Source organism: Paenibacillus phyllosphaerae (assembly GCF_014192105.1).
In the GTDB taxonomy this organism is placed as follows: Bacteria; Bacillota; Bacilli; order Paenibacillales; family Paenibacillaceae; genus Paenibacillus_Z; species Paenibacillus_Z phyllosphaerae.
On record NZ_JACHXK010000014.1, the window covers coordinates 15,228 to 34,618 of the forward strand.

Here is a 19,391-nt window from a genome sequence, read left to right on the forward strand (position 1 = left end):
GCTTTCGTTATGCCTTACGATTATTTCAGCTCATCTTCCGTGTAGTAGCCCGAGTCCACGAGCACTTGCTTGTAGTTGGTCTGGTCCACGGATACCGGCTCCAGCAGGAACGACGGCACGACCTTCACGCCATTGTCATAGGTCTTCGTATCGTTGACTTCCGCTTCCTTGCCCTCGATGACCGCTTCTGCCATCTTCACGGCAACCTTCGCAAGCTCGCGGGTATCCTTGAATACGGTCGACGTCTGCTCGCCGGCAATGATCGACTTGATCGAAGCCAGTTCGGCGTCTTGCCCGCTGATTACCGGCATCGGCTTGTCGCCGGAGCCGTACCCGACGCCTTTCAAGGAGGAGATAATGCCAATGCTGATGCCGTCATAAGGGGATAATACGGCATGCACCGAATCATCCGAATAGTTCGCGCTCAGCAGATTATCCATGCGGGATTGAGCCGTCGCGCCGTCCCAGCGAAGCGTTGCCACTTGCTCCATGCTCGTCTGCTTGCTCTTCACGACAAGCTTGCCGCTGTCGATGTACGGCTGCAGAACGGACATCGCGCCGTCGAAGAAGAAGTAGGCGTTATTGTCATCCGGCGAACCGGCGAACAGCTCGATGTTGAACGGTCCTTTGCCATCCTTAAGGCCGAGTTTCCCTTCCAGGTAGGAAGCCTGAAGCACGCCGACTTTGAAATTGTCGAAGGTCGCATAGTAGCTGACATGCTCCGAATTCTTGATCAGACGGTCATAGGCGATGACTTTAATGTCTTGATCGGCTGCCTTCTGCAGTACATCGGTCAGCGACTCGCCGTCGATCGAGGCGATAACGAGCACCTTCACGCCCTTGGTAATCATGTTCTCGATTTGAGCGACCTGGTTCTCGATGACGTCTTCCGCATACTGCAGGTCAACGCTGTAACCGAGCGCTTCGAATTCCTTCTTCATGTTGTCTCCGTCAGCAACCCAGCGTTCGGACGACTTCGTCGGCATCGAGACGCCGACTTTTCCTTTGTCGCCGCTTGCATTGCCGTTCGTCGATCCTTCCGCTGCCGCGTTGCCTCCTGAATTGCCGTTGTTCGTGCCGCCGTTATTGCTTCCGCAGGCTGCGAGTACAAGAACGAGCATCGTGATCATGACGAGTGTAAGCGCTTTTCTCATCTTGTGCGTGGTCCCCTTTCGTTAGTGGATGAAACGTGATAGCTCTATCTTAGAAGATGGGGCCTTAGCGGTCTTTGCAATAAATCACCTGATTTTTATAAAAAATTAACTTTAATTGGCAACTGCTGTTCAACGCAAAAAGCAGCCGATCTTAAGATCAGCTGCTCCACAACGTGGGTATGAAACTTAAGTTTCACTCCTCCTTACTTCGTAAGCGATTCGGCTAGCGCCATCGCCTCAGCTCCCGTAATCGGACCGCTGATCCCGTACTGAACGCCGTCGACGGTCCAGAACAGTTCGGTGTACGTCTCTTGTTCCAGCACGAAACCTTCTGCGCCGCTTACTTGCGTCTTGGAGAATAATTCCTGCGGGAATGCAGCTGCCATGCGGCTCGCCGTGAAGGTCACAGCCTTCTCTCCGGACACATAGGTGAAGATAATATCACGGACCGGTTCGTTCTCCATGCCGACCGACACCATCTCCGAGAGCGAATAGCCCTCCAAAGTTACGCCAGGGAGCAGCAGGTCCGAGCCGAATGCGGTTTTCGCTTCTTCTGCAGATCCAAGCGGCGTTGTAATGAGAGCGCTCAGATCCGTTCCTGTGCTAGTGCCGCCTTCATTGACTGAAGGTCCGCCGCCTGCCTCATTTCTTACAGGTGCGGGATCTGCCGCTTGCTCCAGGAGCGGGTAACCTGCGACGAACATGACGGCTACCGCCAATGCCCCGGCAGCCATGTACCACCGTTTCGGGAAGGCCGATCGACGGGTTACCTTCTCTGCCGCCGCTTGCTGCCGAATATTGTCCTTCACACGATTGCTCAATTCCATTCGCGAAAATAACATCTCATCCGCCTCCTTGCGAAATTGTTCTTGCACCTTACGATCCATATCGGCCATCGCTCATTTCCCCCTTGTTCATGATCTGCGCCAAAGCTTCCCGCGCCCGGTGCAGGCGGTTACGGACGGTCCCTTCGGGTGCCGCTGTCGCTTCGGCGATCTCCTTGGTGCTGAGGTCCAGATAGTAGTACAAATACAACACTTCCTGATAGGGCAAGGCCAAGCGGAGAACATATTGCAGCACTTCGCTCTTCGTGAGCCGTTGCAGCGCCTCTTCTTCAACGCTGATCGTTCGGCCCAGTTCCATGCGACTCGGGTCGGTCGGCTGCTCTTGGAACATCCGTACCCCCATTTTGTCTCTGCACACATTCACCGTAATCGTCGTAAGCCAGGTCTTGACGCTGCTGTCCCCGCGGAACGAAGTCCATTTGCGATAAGCTCGCAGGAACACCTCCTGACTGATATCCTCTGCAAGATGCCGATCACCTGTATAAAAATAAGCGGTGCGCATAACGATTGCGCCGTATTGGTCCATTAGCTGCTCAAGCGCTTGAGCGGGATCTTGCGAAAAATCGTTCTTCTTCGTCGTGCCGGCCGGCTTCACTGCATCATCACCTCCACCCTATTAGACGGTCCGTATGGAGAATCCGCTGCATGGCGGAATGGTCTTTTGCAAAAAAACTTTTCGACCGAATGCCAGCAGCCCTGCATCCCTACATAGAGATGAAGTACGCGGTAAGCCCGTAAACGCAATGAAGCCGCCGATCGCGCCGGCAGCTTCAACTTGGTTCTGTATTTTGATGCGAACAGTTTAGTTCGATTCGTTCTGGCCCGCCTTATTGCCGATGCCCGTGAGACCGAAAGCGTCTTTATCCAGACCCAACTTTTCAGCCTTCTTCTTCTTAATTACCATGGCCTGTTGTAAGCTGGTGGCTTGAAATTCGAATTTGGTGCCGGATGGATCCTCGAACGCATAATAGCTCTTTTTTTGTGCCATTGAATTAGCGACTCCTATCTGTTTCTCGAAAATTTGCCTGGCCCTGATTTCAGACCCCGCTAGCAAACCATAGTATGCCCACCAAACCTGTTAATAAACGTAAATCGGAACCATTCTTACCTCTTCCATCGTCATAGATGGACCAGAAAATCCTCAATTTCCTCCATATAGCCGTCCACCGTAATTCTCCTGGGAGCGAACAAGCTGATCATCCAGGCCCGCAAGGGGGAATCGGCCGTGGAAAGCGGCAACATGGAGTGCTCGGTCTCCTTAAATACGCGTATATGCAACAGATCTGACGGCTGCACGGTTAGACGATAGATTCGCTCGGTCTCTTTGATATCGACGTTACGATCTGCGGCCCCTAGCAGTAGAAGCACCGGAGAATGGAAATGGCGCAAATCGGCCGTTGCGTCTGACCTATAATTCTTACTTACGAATGCCCAACGCTCCCGGGTCATCGCCTCGTCCGATTTCGCGCTAGCTACGTAATCTTCATAAGATGCCTCTCGCCTAAGCAGGCCATTGATTCCTTTCTCATAAGCGATCTGTTGTCCAATCTCTGCTTGTGACCGTCCTTCCTTCGCCATCCTGCTGCGTGTGTAATACTCCCCTTGACTCAGCCAATTGATGGCCGGCGACACGAGTATGCTGAAAGCCAGCGGCTCTTGACCTGCTAACTTAGGGACGACCCATCCCGCTTGGCTGGCCCCCCATACGCCGATTCGGTCCCCGTCGATCATCGGCTGCGTTCTTGACCAAGCGATCGCTTGCTGTGCTTCCTCCACCCGGTCTTCCATGCTCTGTTCCAACCAACTGCCTTCCGACCCTTCGATTCCTCTTTTATTCATCGAAAGCGAGGCATAGCCGAGCGAAGCCAACCGCTCCCAGAGCGGCTTATAGCCGTCATTATGCGTCGCATCGATCGGTCCGTCTCCGTGGATAAACAGCACGAGACCAAGCTTGCCGCTATATTCCTCGGGCAAAGCCAGCACGCCCGTCAGTCTGCCTGACGGCGTATTGATCGTCACGGCCTGCTCGTTGATGGCGAAGTCGTTCTGAACGAGTATCGTTATGATTGCTCCACCCCCTAGCAGGACAAGCAGCAAAAGGATCATCCATCCTTTTTTCATAGCTGTAGTGTCCTGTCGATCCGTGCAAGCCATTCATAATGGATATCATCTTGCGAAAATAAGGACAGGTAGGATTTCTCCACCAGCATTCGCGGGCCCGTGAGCAGAAGTGAATGGCGCTCGGCGTAGGACTCGAACCGTTCGTAATGGTGTTCTATATCTTCCTCGCCCTTCGCAGAGAAGCGATAGACTAGATACTCGCCTTCCGGCAAGACGATATCCCCGTTCTCTTGGCGTGCCTCTGTACACAGCCTGATTGGTCCGCCCTCCTCATAGAGGTAGTGGATGTTTGTCTTGAACAGCTCTGGAATCGTATCCCCTTGCTGTGCAAGCATTCTGGCGTCTAATTTCGTCTCCTTGTCGATAGTGAACCAACTGGATAGATAGGAGACTTCGCGTTGCACCCGCTGGTAAGCAGAAGCTTCCGTTTCGGTAGAAGCCTTTTCTTCCAGCACCTTATGAATGAATTCGGTTAACGATCGAAGTCTCGCCATTTCGGCCTCTATCCTGGTCGCAGATTGCCGAAGCAGCTGCTCCATGCGATCCGACGTCCCTTCATTGGTCCACTGCCGAATGGCTTGGACGGACAACCCCATCTTACGCATCAGCAATATATGAGAAAGGCGGTAGATCTGATCGATGCCATACATTCGATATTGATTGTCGGCCGTGTAAGCAGGATACAAGATTCCCTTCTCTTCAAAATAACGAATCTGATGGACGGATACCTGCATCAAATGGGCGAGTTCGCTAATCGTAATTTCGGTATTTAACAACCCATTCTCTCCTCTCCGCTAATACTTTAGCTTGAATCAAGCATATACCTTAGGTCAGACCTAAGGTCAAGCTAAGTCCGGTTAACAAGCGCATATTGGAATAAAAGGTTTTTACAACAAGCGGCTGATGAGCTGCTATACTTACTTTACTTGTCATGCGATTCGGCTAATAGCCAGTAACTGTCGAACGATAATGGGCATTTTTTGAGAGGATGATTGTTTCATTGGTACAAAACCTTGTTCTAGAACTGCAACAACAGCTGAAATCAGCGGTCCCTAATTTGAAATGGAATGGACCAGCGGACGAGTCGCTCCTTCGGGAGTTCGAAGCATACTTGGGGTTCCCGCTTCCCTCCGATCTTAGGACGCTATATAGCCTGCATAATGGCCAGCCTGAACATGGCCCTGGACTGTTTTTCGGCATGAATTTCATTCCGCTTTATCCCTACTGGAGATACCTAAGAGACGAGGATAAGGTATACCTGGACGATTACCCTAGTTTCTCCGTCCCCTTCGGCGCGATTAAGGAGCATAATAGCAATCCTCGATGGCTCCCGATTGCACATGATCATGGCGGGAATTATCTCGGGGTCGATCTGGATCCCGGCGAGCGCGGTAAGCTCGGTCAAATCATTAACTTCGGCAGGGATGAAGAAACCAAGTATGTCATTGCGGAGTCGATGACGGATTTTCTGCTCTTTATTTTGCATACCCTTCAGAAAAAGCAATATACAGTCGAAGAAGAGGAAGGCCACACATTGTGGGGTTATGGCAGTCAAGCAGACGCCCATTTTCTGGACGTCATCCGCAAGTTGCCGTTGCCTTATCCGAACCCGCAACAAGTTGAACATGGCCTCACTGATATTGAATTATGGCACAAAACACTTTCGCCGGCGTGGCAGCACTGCATCGCCGATGCCGGACCTTCCATTGAGCAGAACTTCCTGCTCGCCAGGAGCCTTCGATTGAGTCGTGACGACCTGACAGACATGGAACCTCTACGATATTGCAAGGATCTTCGCGAGCTTTCCGTTCATGTTGGTCAAATCGAAGATCTCGGACCTTTGCAACAACTCCCGTATCTGAAGGCAGTGAACATGGGATCCGTTCGATCGTTAGAGTCGCTTCGTCATGCTGCTGAACTGCAGACGTTACGTCTCCATTCTGAGCAAGTGATCGACTTGACTCCGCTCGCGGGGTTAATGAAACTCAAAAAGCTCGACATTACTTCGGCAGCAATTGAAGACTTGTCACCCCTGCGAACCTTGACTGGGCTGCGCACCCTGAACATCTCCGGTGATAAAGGTGCAACTGATCTGACTGCCATTGGCCAGTTGAGCGGGGTTACAAAATTGACAATTGAACAAGCCAATCTGGATACGCTGGATTTCTTGCTTGGCTGTCCGTCGCTCAAGAACCTGATTCTTATCCAAACCACCGTGAAAGATGCTTCCGCACTTGGAGCGCTTCCCGCTCTCCAGGACCTTGAACTACGCAGCAGTCCGGTTGGTTCGCTTGCATCGCTAAGCGCCTCGCAATCCTTGCGCATTTTCTCCGGAAGCTACGAACAGTTCGATCTGCTCAAGGACGTTTTCGACAGGCCGATTAACTTCTCTATGATTATTGGTGAAATGACGGATGAGCAGAGCGCGGCTTGGCGTTCTTACGTCAATGCAGCAAGCAGCACATATGAAGCGAGAGATGCGAGATTGCCAAGGAAGATCAGTTTGATCGATCGTGTGAAGCTTTTTATTCGTGGACTAGGGAAGTCTCGTTAGAGGTAGATGGTTATAGCAAGACACTAAGGTAGGACTAACTTGTTATTCGTAACCTGGGTAGTATTAAAACGGGCAGTGCGATTCGGTTCGTAACTGCCCTTTCATTCCTGATGCAACGACTTCCACTCCATTGTTATTCATGCATTGAACCCTGTAGCCGAAATTTGGAATTCGTAAGAATTGTTTCAGCAAGTTCGTCGGGCTTCCTATTCTCGGTGTCCAATAGGTAGGGTTCATTCGTCGATGAAGCCATCAACTTGTTCCGAAGGAAGAGCGAGCGATGGAGGTACTGCGCGTCGCCTCGCTGATGAAGTCGATTGGCAAGCGTGTCCGGTTCTGCGTACAGCACGACATAGCGGAGCACAACCTCGAGATCCGATAGTTGTTCAGAGAACCATTCCAGCTCATCTTCAACGACGAAATCGATCACCACGTCCAACCCATTCAGTACAAAATTCCGCGTCACCGCAGTGATATTAAGCCATGCCAGCCGGAGCCTTTCCTCCCACGGCGGTTCAGTCTCTCCCCGGTACACATGCAGAAGGAGATCGCCTTCAATCAAGACACCCTGTTTCATCGCCCCCGCCAAATTTTTGGATACGGTAGATTTCCCGACACCGAGCGGGCCGGAAATAAGATAGACGTTTACTGAATTTTTGTCGAAAGTCATATGTACCCTCCGGACTTTGAATTTTCATTACGGGACCTCTGCATCATGTCTCCCCTACATGGTTCGTGTATGTTTAATGACGGTCTTAGGTTCGCAATATCCGTTCTTTGCGATTTTGCATAAAAGCTCTTCCCCAAGGGTGAAGTTGTTCGAACCTTCCATCGCTAGCATGATAAAGCTTGATATATCGCCCAATCTCTCTGAGGGCTATAAAATTTGGGATTTCGTCTAACCAGCTCTTTTCCAGAACATGTTCCAAGCTATATCCTTCAAGAAATCCGTCTATGAATTTTTTCCTTTCAACGTCCTTAGGATCAAGCGCCGTTGCGAAAAAGACCGCGATGGCTATATCATCTGCGAACCACGAATACCGGCAGGCATCAAAATCATACAAGCAAATAGAATCCCCTTCCATGCAGAAGTTTCCATGATGGAAATCAGCATGGATTAACCCATAGTTGTCCCAGGACTTCGAAAGCGTGGAGATATATCCCCGCAAGTCAGTGTATCGATCTACGATTGACCTTTCGGACTCAGGTAGTTCAATATTTGCGATAAGATCCACTTCCGCTGACCAATCAGCCCTCTTAAAGTTGATGGATGTTTGTTCATAATATTTCGTGGCCTTATGCATTTTCCCCATGTAGGCTCCCATATGGCGAAACAACCTTACATTATAATCGACCTCCGTTATGCGCCGACCACGTGCGGCCTCAAAGCAAACCGCAGTATATTTTTCTTCATCTACTCGTATTTCTTCTACCAATTGCCCTTGAGCAGATCGAACTGGCCGGGATACTCGTAAGCCTTTGCTTGATAGAAACTCAATCCAGTCGATCTCTCCCAGGATGAAGTCGGTTGATCTATGGGCAGCTCTCGTCAAACGCAGGAATACGCCACTGTCTCCCTTTTTATAAGAAGCAATAATGCTGTGTTCGGAATCATGATGACGGAGTAAGTCCCCCGGATCCAGTCCATACATTCGCATGCCGGTTTGGAGTAACTCTTCATGATTGAAAGACATGTTACATCCCACCCTAACTTTTTCCATCTCATATAGCACATGTTCGATACGTAAATTACTTTATCCTGCCCTTAAACAACAAAAGGAGCAGCTGCCGCGGCGGCAAGCTACTCCATGGATGGTTGAACTGAAGTTCCTCATTATCGTAATGTATTGCATACCTCCATGATTTCGCTGACTGTATAGTCGGCGAGTGTTAGATCCTGTTTACCCGAACTCAGGTTAACGAATCCAATACAGGTCATACCTGCAGCCTTTGCGGCAGCTACGCCATTCCTTGAGTCCTCCAGCACAACGCAATGTTCGGGTTTCACCCCGAGTAGACGGGCAGTTTCCAAATAGATGTCTGGTGAAGGCTTACCCTGTTTCATTTCCTCTCCACTTAGGATGATTTTGAAGTAATTCTCAATTTTTAATTGAGTAAGAACACCTTCTATAAACCACCGTGGCGATGATGACGCTACTGCCATCGGAATGCGGGAAGCCTGCAGTAATGCAAGCAGTTCCTTAATTCCTTGAATTGGTTCCCAAGCCTCACTTAAGAGCTTCTCAAGCTTGATGCTTTTTTGACATGCGAGGATTTTATCCAATTCAACTTCCATACCGTATGATTGTCGTATAACACGCCACATTTCAGGATTAGTCATGCCAACGAAAGTTTCCAGATCTTCTTGCTCGACATGATGTCCAAACCGTGCCATAGTCAACCTGTCTGCTTCGAAATGCAGTGGCTCGCTATCAAGGATTACACCGTCCATATCAAATATAAATGCTCCTCTAACCTTCCTATCAGGCAGTCCCTGCTCGAACAGAACTTGACGCAATCTACACTCGGACTGTTGGCTATCGGGTATGAAGTTACTGCTTGAGTATGTCATGAGTCGCACCTCTATTGTTATTAATTACTGCGCAAATCTCTGCGCCGTACGGAGTCTTCGAACGCACTGATCAGCCTCGACCCAACCAAGCAGCTAATCGAATAACCGGCTACCTTCGTAGGTTTATTCAGCTATTTCAAGCTGTAAGTCATTGATAACAGAAGCACAGTCAAAAGGCAGAGGTTTGTTTAACAGCAGACCAGTGTACATGTGGGTCTTGTTCCTCGCTTTCAGTAACAGCTCCTACGCAAATATTGGTCTGAACGGGATTTTCAAGATAATGCTGAATTGTAAACCTGATAGCGTTTGAAGTTTTAAGGTTCAATAGGTCATTCTTATGAATCCAAAATAACTCTCCTTCATCTGAAGGAATAAAGTTTCTATGGGTTGTCTCTCCAAAATAAACGTATTGCTGCCTGATCTCACCATTGCTATCTTCAATGAGAATGTATTTAAGTGCAAAATTCTTTATGTCGATCTCTTTAAAGCCTGTTTCCTCTTCAATCTCCCTATAACTTGCTTTCATCGGATAATTTAATTCTTCATACTCTAGGTGCCCACCAATTCCGCCCCAAAATTCAAAATTAAAAATCTTACTTTTAGCTTTCTTCATCATTAATACATGCTCTTGATGTATCAGGAATGCTGTTGCCATTTGTCTGACTTCCAAATAATTGCCCTCCATTAGCGTTTGTCTAGTCATCTATCATTTTATCTTACTCCAAATTAAATGGGAACACCTCCCATGTCTTCCTACCTATAGCTTACGACTGAGGGGCAGTCTATTACATCGGCACACTACCCCTCAATGTCTCGATCTAACACATCCCGCATAACGAGCAATATGGACAATAGTTTGATTTAGTTTAATAAAAAAAGTGAGCAGTCCGCCGAGGCGCTGCTCACTTTTTATTGTGCGCTCTACCCAATGATTTTTTGGTAGCTAGCGATATCCAATCTCCTGTTGAATTTATATCCCACTTCCTTAAAATGAGCACATTGCTCGTAACCTAACCGTTCAAACAACCGAATACTACGTTCATTCTCCGTACAGATCGTTGCTACAAGCACATGAAAACCTAACTCTTTAGCTTTTACTTCTAGGAACGATATGGCTTTTGACCCCACTCCACTGCCAAGGTGGTTAGGATCTAGGTAAATCGTCACTTCAGCAGTTACATCATAGGCTTGTTTATTTTTAAGTTGGGTAAGCAGGGCATATCCAATGACGGAATCCTGTTCTTCGATAACATACGTCTTATAACGACTATTACCACTCATTACATTGTTCCGAATTTCATCTAATGTCAGTTCTTCTGTGTGAAAAGAAACGGTCGTATGGGTTACATAATAGTTGTAAATAAAATGCACTTTGGATAGGTGCTGCTCTGATATTTCTATTAGTTGCATCTCTCCTACCGCCCTTTGCGTTATCTACTAGCATAATGCCAGCAAAAGTGTAACTAGTTATTTTTGTTGCCCGATCCGAAACCGATCACATAGCCGTCCGGATCTTTAACCGAGAATTCTTTCCAGACGCCCCAATCGTGTTCGGTTACGAATGGCTCTGCGGCCACTAATGCTCCGTTTGCCTTCAATTCTTCATATAGCAGGTCAAGTTCCTGATGTGTTCTTACGTAAGCATACGTATTCCAAGCACCTTTGTTAGGTCTAACATCCGATGGGTCTGCCGCTTGGATGAGTTTGAATCCTAATCCGAAGCCATCTCTAATGGCCCAGTGCTCGTTAACTTCACAGCCCAAAGCTTTTTCATAATACGCCTGAGACTCGACTAAATTTGAGACCAATAGAACGGTAAGAGAGTTTTCAACCTTTGCCTTGGTACTTTCCATTAAAGATCACTCCCATTTATATGGTAATTATGCCCATTTAAGATGGTGGCGAATATATGTTCGTTTGTAAAGAGCAGCTGCGTGGCAACTGCTCCAGTATTGCTTACTACTGTTACTCCTTGAAGGTCCGCCATGGGGCTTTACGCGCCATTGGCATCCAATCCAGCTTTCGGCTTTCGCGGCAGCCGCTGCTTCATGTTCGTGATGGCGACCCCGGCCAGGATCAGCACCCCGCCGCCAAGCTGCGCCAGCAGGATGGGGTCACCTAGCACAAAATGGCTGACGATGATGGCGATAAACGGCGGGATGTTCATGAACATGGCGCTCATGGAGGCACCGGCGACAGCGATGCCCTGATTCCACCAGAAGCCCGCCAGCCCTTGGCCGATGACGGCGACGCAAACGAGCAGCACCCATGTGAACACCCGATGGCTCATATGCAGATCCCCGCTCCATGCTTCTGCCGCAACGGCCGGTGACATGAGGAGCGTGCCGATTACCGTAGCGTAGATGGTCACCTCATACGAGGTCATCGCCGTCGTCAGCTTACGAATAAAGAGCAGGCTGACCGACATGCCGAGCATCGCCACCAACAAATACATGTCGCCATGGGAGATGCCTAGCTGCTTACCGCCGTACAAGACAATGCAGACGACTCCGATGAGTGCAACGACTGCTCCGATCAGCTTCTGCTTGGTGATAAGCTCCTTGAGGAACATACGCGACAGCAGCGTCGTCGCGATCGGGGACAGAGCGATTATCAGTGCGGCGTTGCCCGCCGTAGATTCTTGCAGTCCGGTAAAATAGAACAGCTGGTTGATCAGCGTGCCGGTGATGCCAGCCATCAGCAGCAAGCCCCACTCGCTTTTCTTCGGCCACCGCATGGATTTATGGATGACTGCTACCGAAATGAGAAACAGCGACATGACAACCAAGCGTGCAAATGAAAGAAAAATCGGCGAGAATTCGCGCAGCATGTACGCGCTCGCTACATAGTTGCCTCCCCAGAGCAAAGAGACACCCCATAATTTAAGCAGTACGGTACGATCAGGCATGAAAGTTTGTTCTCCTTGATGTCTTGTATTAAGAAATGAATGAACCTAACCCAACTATAGCATAAACATCCGCCTAGCTTACGAGAAATAAACTTGATATAGCGCCATTTCCGCCAGATGAAAAAACTCCCCTTACAATAGCAGGTCTTATTCTTTCACCTGTCTACTATAAGAGGAGCATTACATTTCGGAAGCCGCTCTGTTCAAGCTTTATTTCTTCACTTCAACTGTTCCTTTACCAATTACGAGATATCCCTTCACCCACGCGCGGAACTCGACTTGCACTTTGCCCGCTGTCCAGTTGAAGTCTTCACGTTCAAACTTGATTTGGCCGTTACCGACTTTCGTGCCGCTTACGCCGTTAAGCGTAATGTTCTCGAAGTCGACCAGGTTAGTATAGCCAGTCGGCATCGAAACACGGAGGGTAAACACACCGTTGTTCAAGTTGATGACTTTAGGCGTCACTTCAAAGTTGATAGGAATATACACAATGATCGTTTTCTCCAGCGTGGTTGTCCAGCCGGATTTGTCCGTTACGGTTACTACCGCTTTGTACGTGCCCGGAATAACCAGCTTCACCGAATCTCCGCTTGTTTGAATCGTTTTGCCGTTATAGGTCAGTTTGAGCGATTGAGAACCGATACCGGATACTTCATCAGCCGATTCATAGTTCAGCGGAATGACCGAACCCATCGGATATTCGGATTGAAGATTCCATGTAATAACCGGTGCGCTCTTATCGACTGTAATCGCGACAGATTTAACCGTTTCTTTATTGCCTGCCGAATCGAAACTGAAGAACGTAACTTTATGTTTGCCTTCCGAGACGATAAAGCTGCTGCCTTCCTGATAATCAACACCGTCGATGGCGTAGTAGGTTTTGGCCACGCCGCTAGCGTTGTCAACAGCCGTCAATTCGACGGTAACGTCCTTGGTGTAAATACCCGGCAGTACGTTAGAGGAGGTCACAGGGGCCGTTTTATCTACGCTGACGTAAATCGTATGCGTTTCTTCCACGTTACCCGCGTTGTCCACGCTGTAGTAAGAAATTTCGTTTACGCCTTCAGCCGATACGGTCACGCTGCTGCCTGCTTTGAAGGCTCCGCCATTAATCGCATACAGAGTCTTCGCAATGCCGCTTGCTTCGTCGGAAGCCGTAAACTGTACCGCTATATCGTCCTTCGACCAGCCTTCGGTCTCGGAAGCCGTCGTAACTGGAGCCGTTTTATCGATGCTGATTACGATCGTTTGAACCGCTTCAATATTGCCAGCCTGGTCTACGCTATAGTACGCAATTTCATGTTTGCCCTCTGCCGTTACCGACAGTGCCGTTCCTTCCGTAAACGACGCTCCGTTTACCGAATAGAAAGTTTGCGCTACACTGCTGCCGCCATCGATAGCCGACAATGTGACTTCCACATCGCCGTTCGTCCAGGCTTGGTTAGCCTGAGCCGCCGTCACAGGCGCCGTACGGTCGATTTTCGCTTGGATCGTCTTCACGTCTTCCACGTTACCTGCCTGGTCAACGCTGTAATACGAGATATCGTTCACGCCTTCTTCCGAAACCGACAGGCTCATCCCTTCTGCGAAAGGTTGGCCATTTACCGAATAGAAGGTTTGAGCCACACCGCTTGCTTCGTCTACTGCCGACAGGCTGACGACCATATCCTGATTCGTCCAGGATTGTACAGCTTCTGCCGTCGTTACCGGCGAAGTACGGTCGACCTTGACCGTAACCGTCTTAATTTGCTCTGTGTTCCCAGCGGTATCGACGCTGTAGAACGCGACTTTGCTGATGCCTTCTTCCGTTACGCGAAGGCTAGTTCCTTCCACATATTCGCCGCCATTGACCGCGTAATACGTACCTGCAACGCCACTGCCAATATCGGTGGCCGAAAGTGCGACATCCACGCCTTCCTTAGACCATGCTTGCGCAGCTTCTGCAGTTGTTTCAGGCGACACGCGGTCGACTTTAACCGTAATTGTCTGTACCGCTTCGATGTTACCTGCACGGTCCACGCTATAGTAGGATACTTCGCTTGTGCCATTTTCTTCGACGGTCAGGCTGCTGCCTTCCGTATAGTTCGAACCGTTGACTGCATAGTACGTATGGGCAACGCCGCTCGCTTCATCAACAGCGGAAAGTTCTACCTTCGCGCCTTGAGCCGTCCACTCCGTGCTCGCTGTCGCTGTCGTAACAGGTGCTACGCGGTCTACTGTAACCGAAATCGTCTGCACCGGCTCTACATTGCCGACTTCATCCACGCTGTAGTAGGCAATCTCCGTGATGCCGCTATCCGATACAGTCAGATTGCTGCCTTCCACGAATTCGGCGCCATTTACCGCATAATACATTTGCGCCGCTCCGCTGTACAGGTCACTAGCTGTTAGAACGACTTCCACGTTATGATTCATCCATTGTCCGTCAAAGTCTGCTGTCGTTACCGGCGCGGACTTGTCGAGCATTACGGTGACTTCTTTGACTTCTTCCATATTGCCTGCATGGTCTACACTGTAATATTGAACGCTATGAATACCTTCTTCATTGATCGTAACGGATTCGCCTTGCTGATATGCTTGTCCATCGATAGCGTAAAACGTCACCAAAATACCGCTTGCCTCGTCAGCTGCAATGAAGTCCAGCGATACATCTTGATTTTGCCAACCTGTTGGAGCTTCCACAGTCGTTACTGGAGCAATCGTGTCAACCGGCGTCTCTGGCTCAACCGGTTCACTCGGATCAACTGGCTCGCTTGGATCTACTGGCTCACTTGGATCCACAGGTTCTGACGGATCTGTTGGTTCTTCCGTTTCTTCTGTCGGATCTTCCTCCGAAGGTTCTTCGGTCGTAGGCGTTTCGTCTACGATAATCGGTGTTGTATCTTCTTCAATCTCTGGGTTTTCCGCATTTACAAGCAGGCCTTTTACTTGAACAGGACGTTTCTGAGCTGTTGTCGTTGCGTCGCCAAGCTTACCATAAGTATTGTGGCCCCATGCCCATACCGTGCCGTCATCCTTAACGGCAAGCGTATGATTGGCACCTGCCGCAATTGCCGTTACGCCGGTAAGCGTAGTCACTTGGACGGCTGTTTTACGGTAGGTCGTCGTACCATCGCCGAGTTTGCCGTACGAATTCTGGCCCCATGTCCATACTGTACCATCGGATTTCAGTGCAACCGTATGGTTTGCGCCTGAAGCTATCGCGACGATATCGGTAAGGCCTGTCACTTGAACCGGAATCAAACTCGATGTTGTCGTACCGTTGCCGAGCTTGCCGCTGCTGTTGTTGCCCCAAGTCCATACCGTTCCGTCGCTCTTCAGTGCGACGCTATGCGTAGCACCCGCTGCCACTGCTATGACATTTTTAAGCGTTCTTAGTTTGGTCGGCACCGAACGGCTAGTCGTATCGCCCATGCCAAGCTGTCCCGCAGAGTTGTAACCCCATACCCATACATAACCTGTGCGGTCTACGGCAAGGGAATGGTTCGTTCCGCCCGCTATCGCAACTGCGCCGGAAAGCCCCGTGGCTTTCAAAGGCACCTTGCTGTACGTCGTCGTGCCATCTCCCAGCTTACCGTAGGAATTCTGGCCCCATGCCCATACCGTACCATCGCTCTTGAGCGCCAGCGTATGATTAAGACCTGCCGCGATTTCAGTTACGCCGGTCAGCCCTTTAACTGCTACGGGCGTCAGACGAAGCGTTGTCGTTCCGTCCCCCAGCTTACCATTGCCGTTGTTCCCCCATGCCCATACCGTACCGTCATTCTTAAGCGCTACGGAATGCGTCGCTCCTGCACTGATTGCAACAATATCCGTTATGCCCGTTTGAATCCGGGTGGCGCTTGATACTTTTGTTCCGTTGCCGAGCTGGCCGGAAGTGTTGTAGCCCCATGCATAAACCGTTCCGTCTTCCTTAACCGCCATGCTGTGATTCGTTCCCCCAGCCACCGCAGCTCCGCCGTCATTCACGGCTGCATTGGCAGGCGCCATCGGGAGCAAGTTGAATACGATAGCTGCAACAAGCGCGATGGAAGTGAACATTTTTCTTTTTCTCATTGTTTTCCCTCACTTTTAGATGGTGAAGGCTTGCAAAGCTGTGCTTTTTGGACAGTTACGCGCAACATAGAAAAAGAGCCTCATTCGAAACGTAATCGAAAAGAGGCTCCCCGCGCGTGTCACGTTCAATGCGGCAACCGGCTGCCAACCACAATAGATGCGGCGAAGGCCCTTGGCTTTGCGTCCTCCGGTTTCCCGAAGTTTGCCTTTTCGATTTATAATCCTATTGTACTAAATCATTCTATGAAAACAAGCTATTTTTAATATATTTCAGGTAGTAAATACTAGAAACTACTTACTACATCACATAAATACACGAAATTTCAACAAATTAATACTCATTGTAGTCAATTCTTATCAGAGACCTTTGACTCACCTTTGGTAAGGAACTTCGAACTCCAAAAACAAAAAGCATTTGGTTCCGCGACCAAATGCTTTTTGACATCCCCTACAAGAGCTCAATATACCCTTCCGTTCCATGCACGCGAATGCGTTGCCCGTCTCTAATCCGTTTCGTCGCATTCTCGACTGCGACTACGGCTGGCAATCCATATTCACGAGCGATGACGGCCCCATGTGTCATGAGACCTCCAACTTCGGTGACCAGTCCCTTAATCGAGACGAATAACGGCGTCCAGCTCGGGTCAGTGAACGAGGTAACCAGAATGTCTCCCTCTTCAAGATCAGCATCTTCCATATTTAAGATGACGCGCGCTCGGCCCTCTATTACTCCTGAAGAAACGGCTAGACCTGCAATAGCCCCACCAGGCAGATTCTCGCGTTTGTACGCGCCTGTTATGATTTCGCCATCGGACGTAATCACGCGTGGCGGGGATAGTTTCTCGTATAATTTGTACTCGTCTTTTCGTTTGCTGATGACCGAATGATCAAGTTGCTTCGTACGCACGACTTCACGCAGTTCTTCGAAAGTGAGGTAATACATATCTTCTTTTTCCTGCATAACGCCTGCTTGCACGAGTTGTTCGGCCTCTCGCAGCAGAGCCTGCTTATACACGAAATAGCGGCTAACCATACCGTATTTGGGATACTCCCGGTAACCGATGTAATTCCGAACAAGGTCGATCCTACGTTTGGTTTCTTTCGCCTTTTGCTCACCATCCGGCAATTGCCGCAATCGGCCGAGTAACGCTTCTTCTTTTTTCAAAGCTTCCTGACGCCCTTGCTCAAATTTGCGTTTGCTTTCGTGAGGCTTGAACTGTTTAACGTTGCCCAGAATTAACGGGACGAGCGTAAGGGGTTTCTCGCTCCAGCGCGTTCGAGTTACATCGATTTCCCCGGCGCATCGCATGCCGTATTTGACCAGATAAGCTTGGATGGCGGCATAGGCTTCCTGTCCGCCATCGAATTTAACCAGTTCATGCAAGAAGCGATCTTCTCGCGCATGCTGCAAATATTCGATAACTTCCGGATAAGGGCGAATCGCGTCCGCGACATCCAATAGCGCCAATCCCATCTCCGAAGTAATATTGTTCGGCACAGATTGAGATAGGACATCTGCCGCGTTGATTTCACCCAGCCACTCCTTCATATGTTCATTGATCCAGAAGGAAGCATTCATAGCGGCCATGAAGACGGCTGTACTCCTTGGATCGAATAAGATCTTCTTCAATTGCCCGAAATCTTCTACTATAAAATCGAACAACTCCGAGCCTGATTTCGTTCGAATGGTCTGTTTGACTTCTTCGATCGAAGCTTGGCTGCGCTGAATCAACTCCGTCACGATTGCCGGATCGCTGTCGATTGGGTCTAGTGGAGCTGCAGGCGGCCTGCCTTTACCGGCATGGCTCGGACTGGGCTTTTGTTGATCGGCAGGCAACGGTTTAATAAAATCTTCCCGTTCGACGACTGTCATAAGCGCGTCCTTGATAAGCGGTTCCGACTGTCCTATGGTAGTCAACAGAGTGTCTCTCGTAACAGGTGAGGCCAACATAGGCGTAGCATCCACAAACAACCTTCCGCCAACTACCCGCATAGGTGCAGGTGTCGTTAACAAGTAAAAAGACAATCCCAATGGCTTAATGGGATCCGTCATCATTTGTTGATGGCCGACAGAGATGTAGACGCGATTCTCCTGATCATTCGCTTCCGGAATCGGATATAACGTCGTGATCGGCCGGCTCTGGACGATATAGAAAGTATCGTCAGCCCAACACCATTCAATATCTTGCGGGTAACCAAAATAAGCTTCGATCTGTCTAGCAATACGTGTTAACTGTAAAATTTGTTCTTCGTCAAGCGTTTGCGTCTGCTGCAAATCAGGATCGATTTGCAAGGTCTCCGTTCCGCCTTCTCGGCGTCCATAGATCGCTAATTTCTTGGCGGAGATCCTCTTCTCGACGATCTGCCCTTCCTGTACTTTATAACTATCGGCAGATACCAAGCCTGCGACCAGCGCTTCGCCAAGTCCATAACTCGCATCGATGGATAAGACCTTGCGGTTGGAAGTAATCGGATCCGCAGTGAATACGATTCCGGAAGCCTGCGGGAATACCATTCTCTGAACGATAACCGACAGATGAACTTGACTATGGTCGAAACCGTTTTGCATCCGGTAGATTACCGCGCGATCCGTAAATAACGAAGCCCAGCATTGGCTAATGTGCCGCAGAATCGCATCGATCCCGATGATATTCAGATACGTGTCCTGTTGCCCGGCAAAAGATGCATGCGGCAAATCTTCTGCAGTCGCACTAGAGCGCACGGCATACGCATGTTCCTCCCCGAACCGGGAGAGAAAGCGAGCAACTTCCGCCGCTACATCGTTAGGGATTGCTGCTTCCATAACAAACTGCCGCATGTTCCTGCTGAGTTCGCCGATTTGATCCCGGTCTTCTATCGTTAGCAAGGCGAGTCGATCGAGCAGCTCGTGATACGTTTCGTGGTGTGCGATGGCTTTTTGATAGGCCACTGTCGTCACGCAAAATCCTTCCGGCACTTGTATGCCCGGAATTGCCGCTAATATCCCTAAATTCAACCCTTTACCGCCAACAAGCGCCAGCTGCGTTTTTTCCGTTTCCTGAAAACCGAGAACCAATGGACGCATGCAAGATCTCTCCTAACCATTCAATTGAAAAAACATTTTGACGAGCGTTGAGCGGCATGTTATAATAAAATTATAAGATAGGCTAACTGCGCAATTACACACGTCCGCACAGTCGTG

Annotated in this window: 16 protein-coding genes and 1 riboswitch; of the genes, 1 reads left to right on the forward strand and 15 read right to left on the reverse strand. The window is 49.5% G+C overall.

The genetic code is table 11. The annotated features are described in order from the left end of the window. Positions 1–20: 20 nt before the first annotated feature. From chvE to FHS18_RS23505, 6 genes are all read right to left on the reverse strand, one after another. Positions 21–1,154, reverse strand: a complete 1,134-nt coding sequence (gene chvE / locus FHS18_RS23480) for a multiple monosaccharide ABC transporter substrate-binding protein (protein ID WP_183602820.1) — start codon at positions 1,152–1,154, stop codon at positions 21–23. 203 nt (positions 1,155–1,357) lie between these two features. Then, positions 1,358–2,050, reverse strand: a complete 693-nt coding sequence (locus FHS18_RS23485; RefSeq protein ID WP_183602821.1) for a hypothetical protein — start codon at positions 2,048–2,050, stop codon at positions 1,358–1,360. Then, complete coding sequence (locus FHS18_RS23490) at positions 2,031–2,594, reverse strand: sigma-70 family RNA polymerase sigma factor (protein WP_183602822.1); 564 nt, start codon at positions 2,592–2,594, stop codon at positions 2,031–2,033. The genes FHS18_RS23485 and FHS18_RS23490 overlap by 20 nt, the downstream gene beginning before the upstream one ends. 207 nt (positions 2,595–2,801) lie before the next feature. Beyond that, positions 2,802–2,987 (reverse strand): hypothetical protein, encoded by a 186-nt coding sequence (locus FHS18_RS23495; RefSeq protein WP_183602823.1) that lies wholly within the window; start codon positions 2,985–2,987, stop codon positions 2,802–2,804. A 131-nt stretch (positions 2,988–3,118) separates the two neighbouring features. Continuing rightward, positions 3,119–4,120: an alpha/beta hydrolase family protein gene (locus FHS18_RS23500; protein WP_183602824.1), complete on the reverse strand. Its 1,002-nt coding sequence runs from the start codon at positions 4,118–4,120 to the stop codon at positions 3,119–3,121. Beyond that, on the reverse strand, positions 4,117–4,896 hold the full coding sequence (locus tag FHS18_RS23505; RefSeq protein ID WP_246427859.1) for a MerR family transcriptional regulator: 780 nt from the start codon (positions 4,894–4,896) through the stop codon (positions 4,117–4,119). The genes FHS18_RS23500 and FHS18_RS23505 overlap by 4 nt, the downstream gene beginning before the upstream one ends. Positions 4,897–5,120: 224 nt before the next feature. Here FHS18_RS23505 and FHS18_RS23510 point away from each other — a divergent pair, with 224 nt between their 5' ends. Further along, positions 5,121–6,674: an SMI1/KNR4 family protein gene (locus tag FHS18_RS23510; RefSeq protein WP_183602825.1), complete on the forward strand. Its 1,554-nt coding sequence runs from the start codon at positions 5,121–5,123 to the stop codon at positions 6,672–6,674. A 133-nt stretch (positions 6,675–6,807) separates the two neighbouring features. Here FHS18_RS23510 and FHS18_RS23515 read toward each other — a convergent pair whose 3' ends face one another. From FHS18_RS23515 to ppsA, 9 genes are all read right to left on the reverse strand, one after another. After that, on the reverse strand, positions 6,808–7,344 hold the full coding sequence (locus tag FHS18_RS23515; protein ID WP_183602826.1) for a P-loop nucleotide/nucleoside kinase family protein: 537 nt from the start codon (positions 7,342–7,344) through the stop codon (positions 6,808–6,810). Positions 7,345–7,429: 85 nt separating this feature from the next. After that, positions 7,430–8,368, reverse strand: coding sequence for a phosphotransferase enzyme family protein (locus FHS18_RS23520; protein ID WP_183602827.1), 939 nt, complete (start codon positions 8,366–8,368; stop codon positions 7,430–7,432). A gap of 140 nt (positions 8,369–8,508) precedes the next feature. Continuing rightward, positions 8,509–9,192: an HAD family hydrolase gene (locus tag FHS18_RS23525; RefSeq protein WP_281378845.1), complete on the reverse strand. Its 684-nt coding sequence runs from the start codon at positions 9,190–9,192 to the stop codon at positions 8,509–8,511. 223 nt (positions 9,193–9,415) lie between these two features. Further along, positions 9,416–9,916: an NUDIX domain-containing protein gene (locus tag FHS18_RS23530; RefSeq protein WP_246427861.1), complete on the reverse strand. Its 501-nt coding sequence runs from the start codon at positions 9,914–9,916 to the stop codon at positions 9,416–9,418. Between the two features lie 251 nt (positions 9,917–10,167). Beyond that, positions 10,168–10,656: a GNAT family N-acetyltransferase gene (locus tag FHS18_RS23535; RefSeq protein ID WP_183602829.1), complete on the reverse strand. Its 489-nt coding sequence runs from the start codon at positions 10,654–10,656 to the stop codon at positions 10,168–10,170. Between the two features lie 53 nt (positions 10,657–10,709). Further along, entirely contained in the window at positions 10,710–11,099 is a 390-nt protein-coding gene (locus FHS18_RS23540) for a VOC family protein (RefSeq protein WP_183602830.1), read from the reverse strand. Positions 11,100–11,239: 140 nt separating this feature from the next. Further along, complete coding sequence (locus FHS18_RS23545; protein WP_183602831.1) at positions 11,240–12,154, reverse strand: DMT family transporter; 915 nt, start codon at positions 12,152–12,154, stop codon at positions 11,240–11,242. A 210-nt stretch (positions 12,155–12,364) separates the two neighbouring features. Then, entirely contained in the window at positions 12,365–16,210 is a 3,846-nt protein-coding gene (locus FHS18_RS23550) for an RCC1-like domain-containing protein (RefSeq protein WP_183602832.1), read from the reverse strand. Positions 16,211–16,339: 129 nt separating this feature from the next. Next, positions 16,340–16,427: riboswitch (cyclic di-GMP riboswitch) on the reverse strand. Between the two features lie 231 nt (positions 16,428–16,658). Continuing rightward, positions 16,659–19,274 carry a phosphoenolpyruvate synthase gene (gene ppsA, locus FHS18_RS23555; RefSeq protein ID WP_183602833.1) on the reverse strand — a complete coding sequence of 872 codons (2,616 nt, stop codon included), beginning with the start codon at positions 19,272–19,274 and terminating at the stop codon, positions 16,659–16,661. Between the last annotated feature and the right edge of the window lie 117 nt (positions 19,275–19,391).

Bases quoted from the DNA above. Each gene is read 5' to 3' on its own strand.
- chvE (WP_183602820.1), bottom strand. From the start codon at position 1,154: ATGAGAAAAGCGCTTACACTCGTCATGATCACGATGCTCGTTCTTGTA.
- FHS18_RS23485 (WP_183602821.1), bottom strand. From the start codon at position 2,050: ATGGCCGATATGGATCGTAAGGTGCAAGAACAATTTCGCAAGGAGGCG.
- FHS18_RS23495 (WP_183602823.1), bottom strand. From the start codon at position 2,987: ATGGCACAAAAAAAGAGCTATTATGCGTTCGAGGATCCATCCGGCACC.
- FHS18_RS23500 (WP_183602824.1), bottom strand. From the start codon at position 4,120: ATGAAAAAAGGATGGATGATCCTTTTGCTGCTTGTCCTGCTAGGGGGT.
- FHS18_RS23515 (WP_183602826.1), bottom strand. From the start codon at position 7,344: ATGACTTTCGACAAAAATTCAGTAAACGTCTATCTTATTTCCGGCCCG.
- FHS18_RS23520 (WP_183602827.1), bottom strand. From the start codon at position 8,368: ATGTCTTTCAATCATGAAGAGTTACTCCAAACCGGCATGCGAATGTAT.
- FHS18_RS23535 (WP_183602829.1), bottom strand. From the start codon at position 10,656: ATGCAACTAATAGAAATATCAGAGCAGCACCTATCCAAAGTGCATTTT.
- FHS18_RS23540 (WP_183602830.1), bottom strand. From the start codon at position 11,099: ATGGAAAGTACCAAGGCAAAGGTTGAAAACTCTCTTACCGTTCTATTG.
- FHS18_RS23545 (WP_183602831.1), bottom strand. From the start codon at position 12,154: ATGCCTGATCGTACCGTACTGCTTAAATTATGGGGTGTCTCTTTGCTC.
- FHS18_RS23550 (WP_183602832.1), bottom strand. From the start codon at position 16,210: ATGAGAAAAAGAAAAATGTTCACTTCCATCGCGCTTGTTGCAGCTATC.
- ppsA (WP_183602833.1), bottom strand. From the start codon at position 19,274: ATGCGTCCATTGGTTCTCGGTTTTCAGGAAACGGAAAAAACGCAGCTG.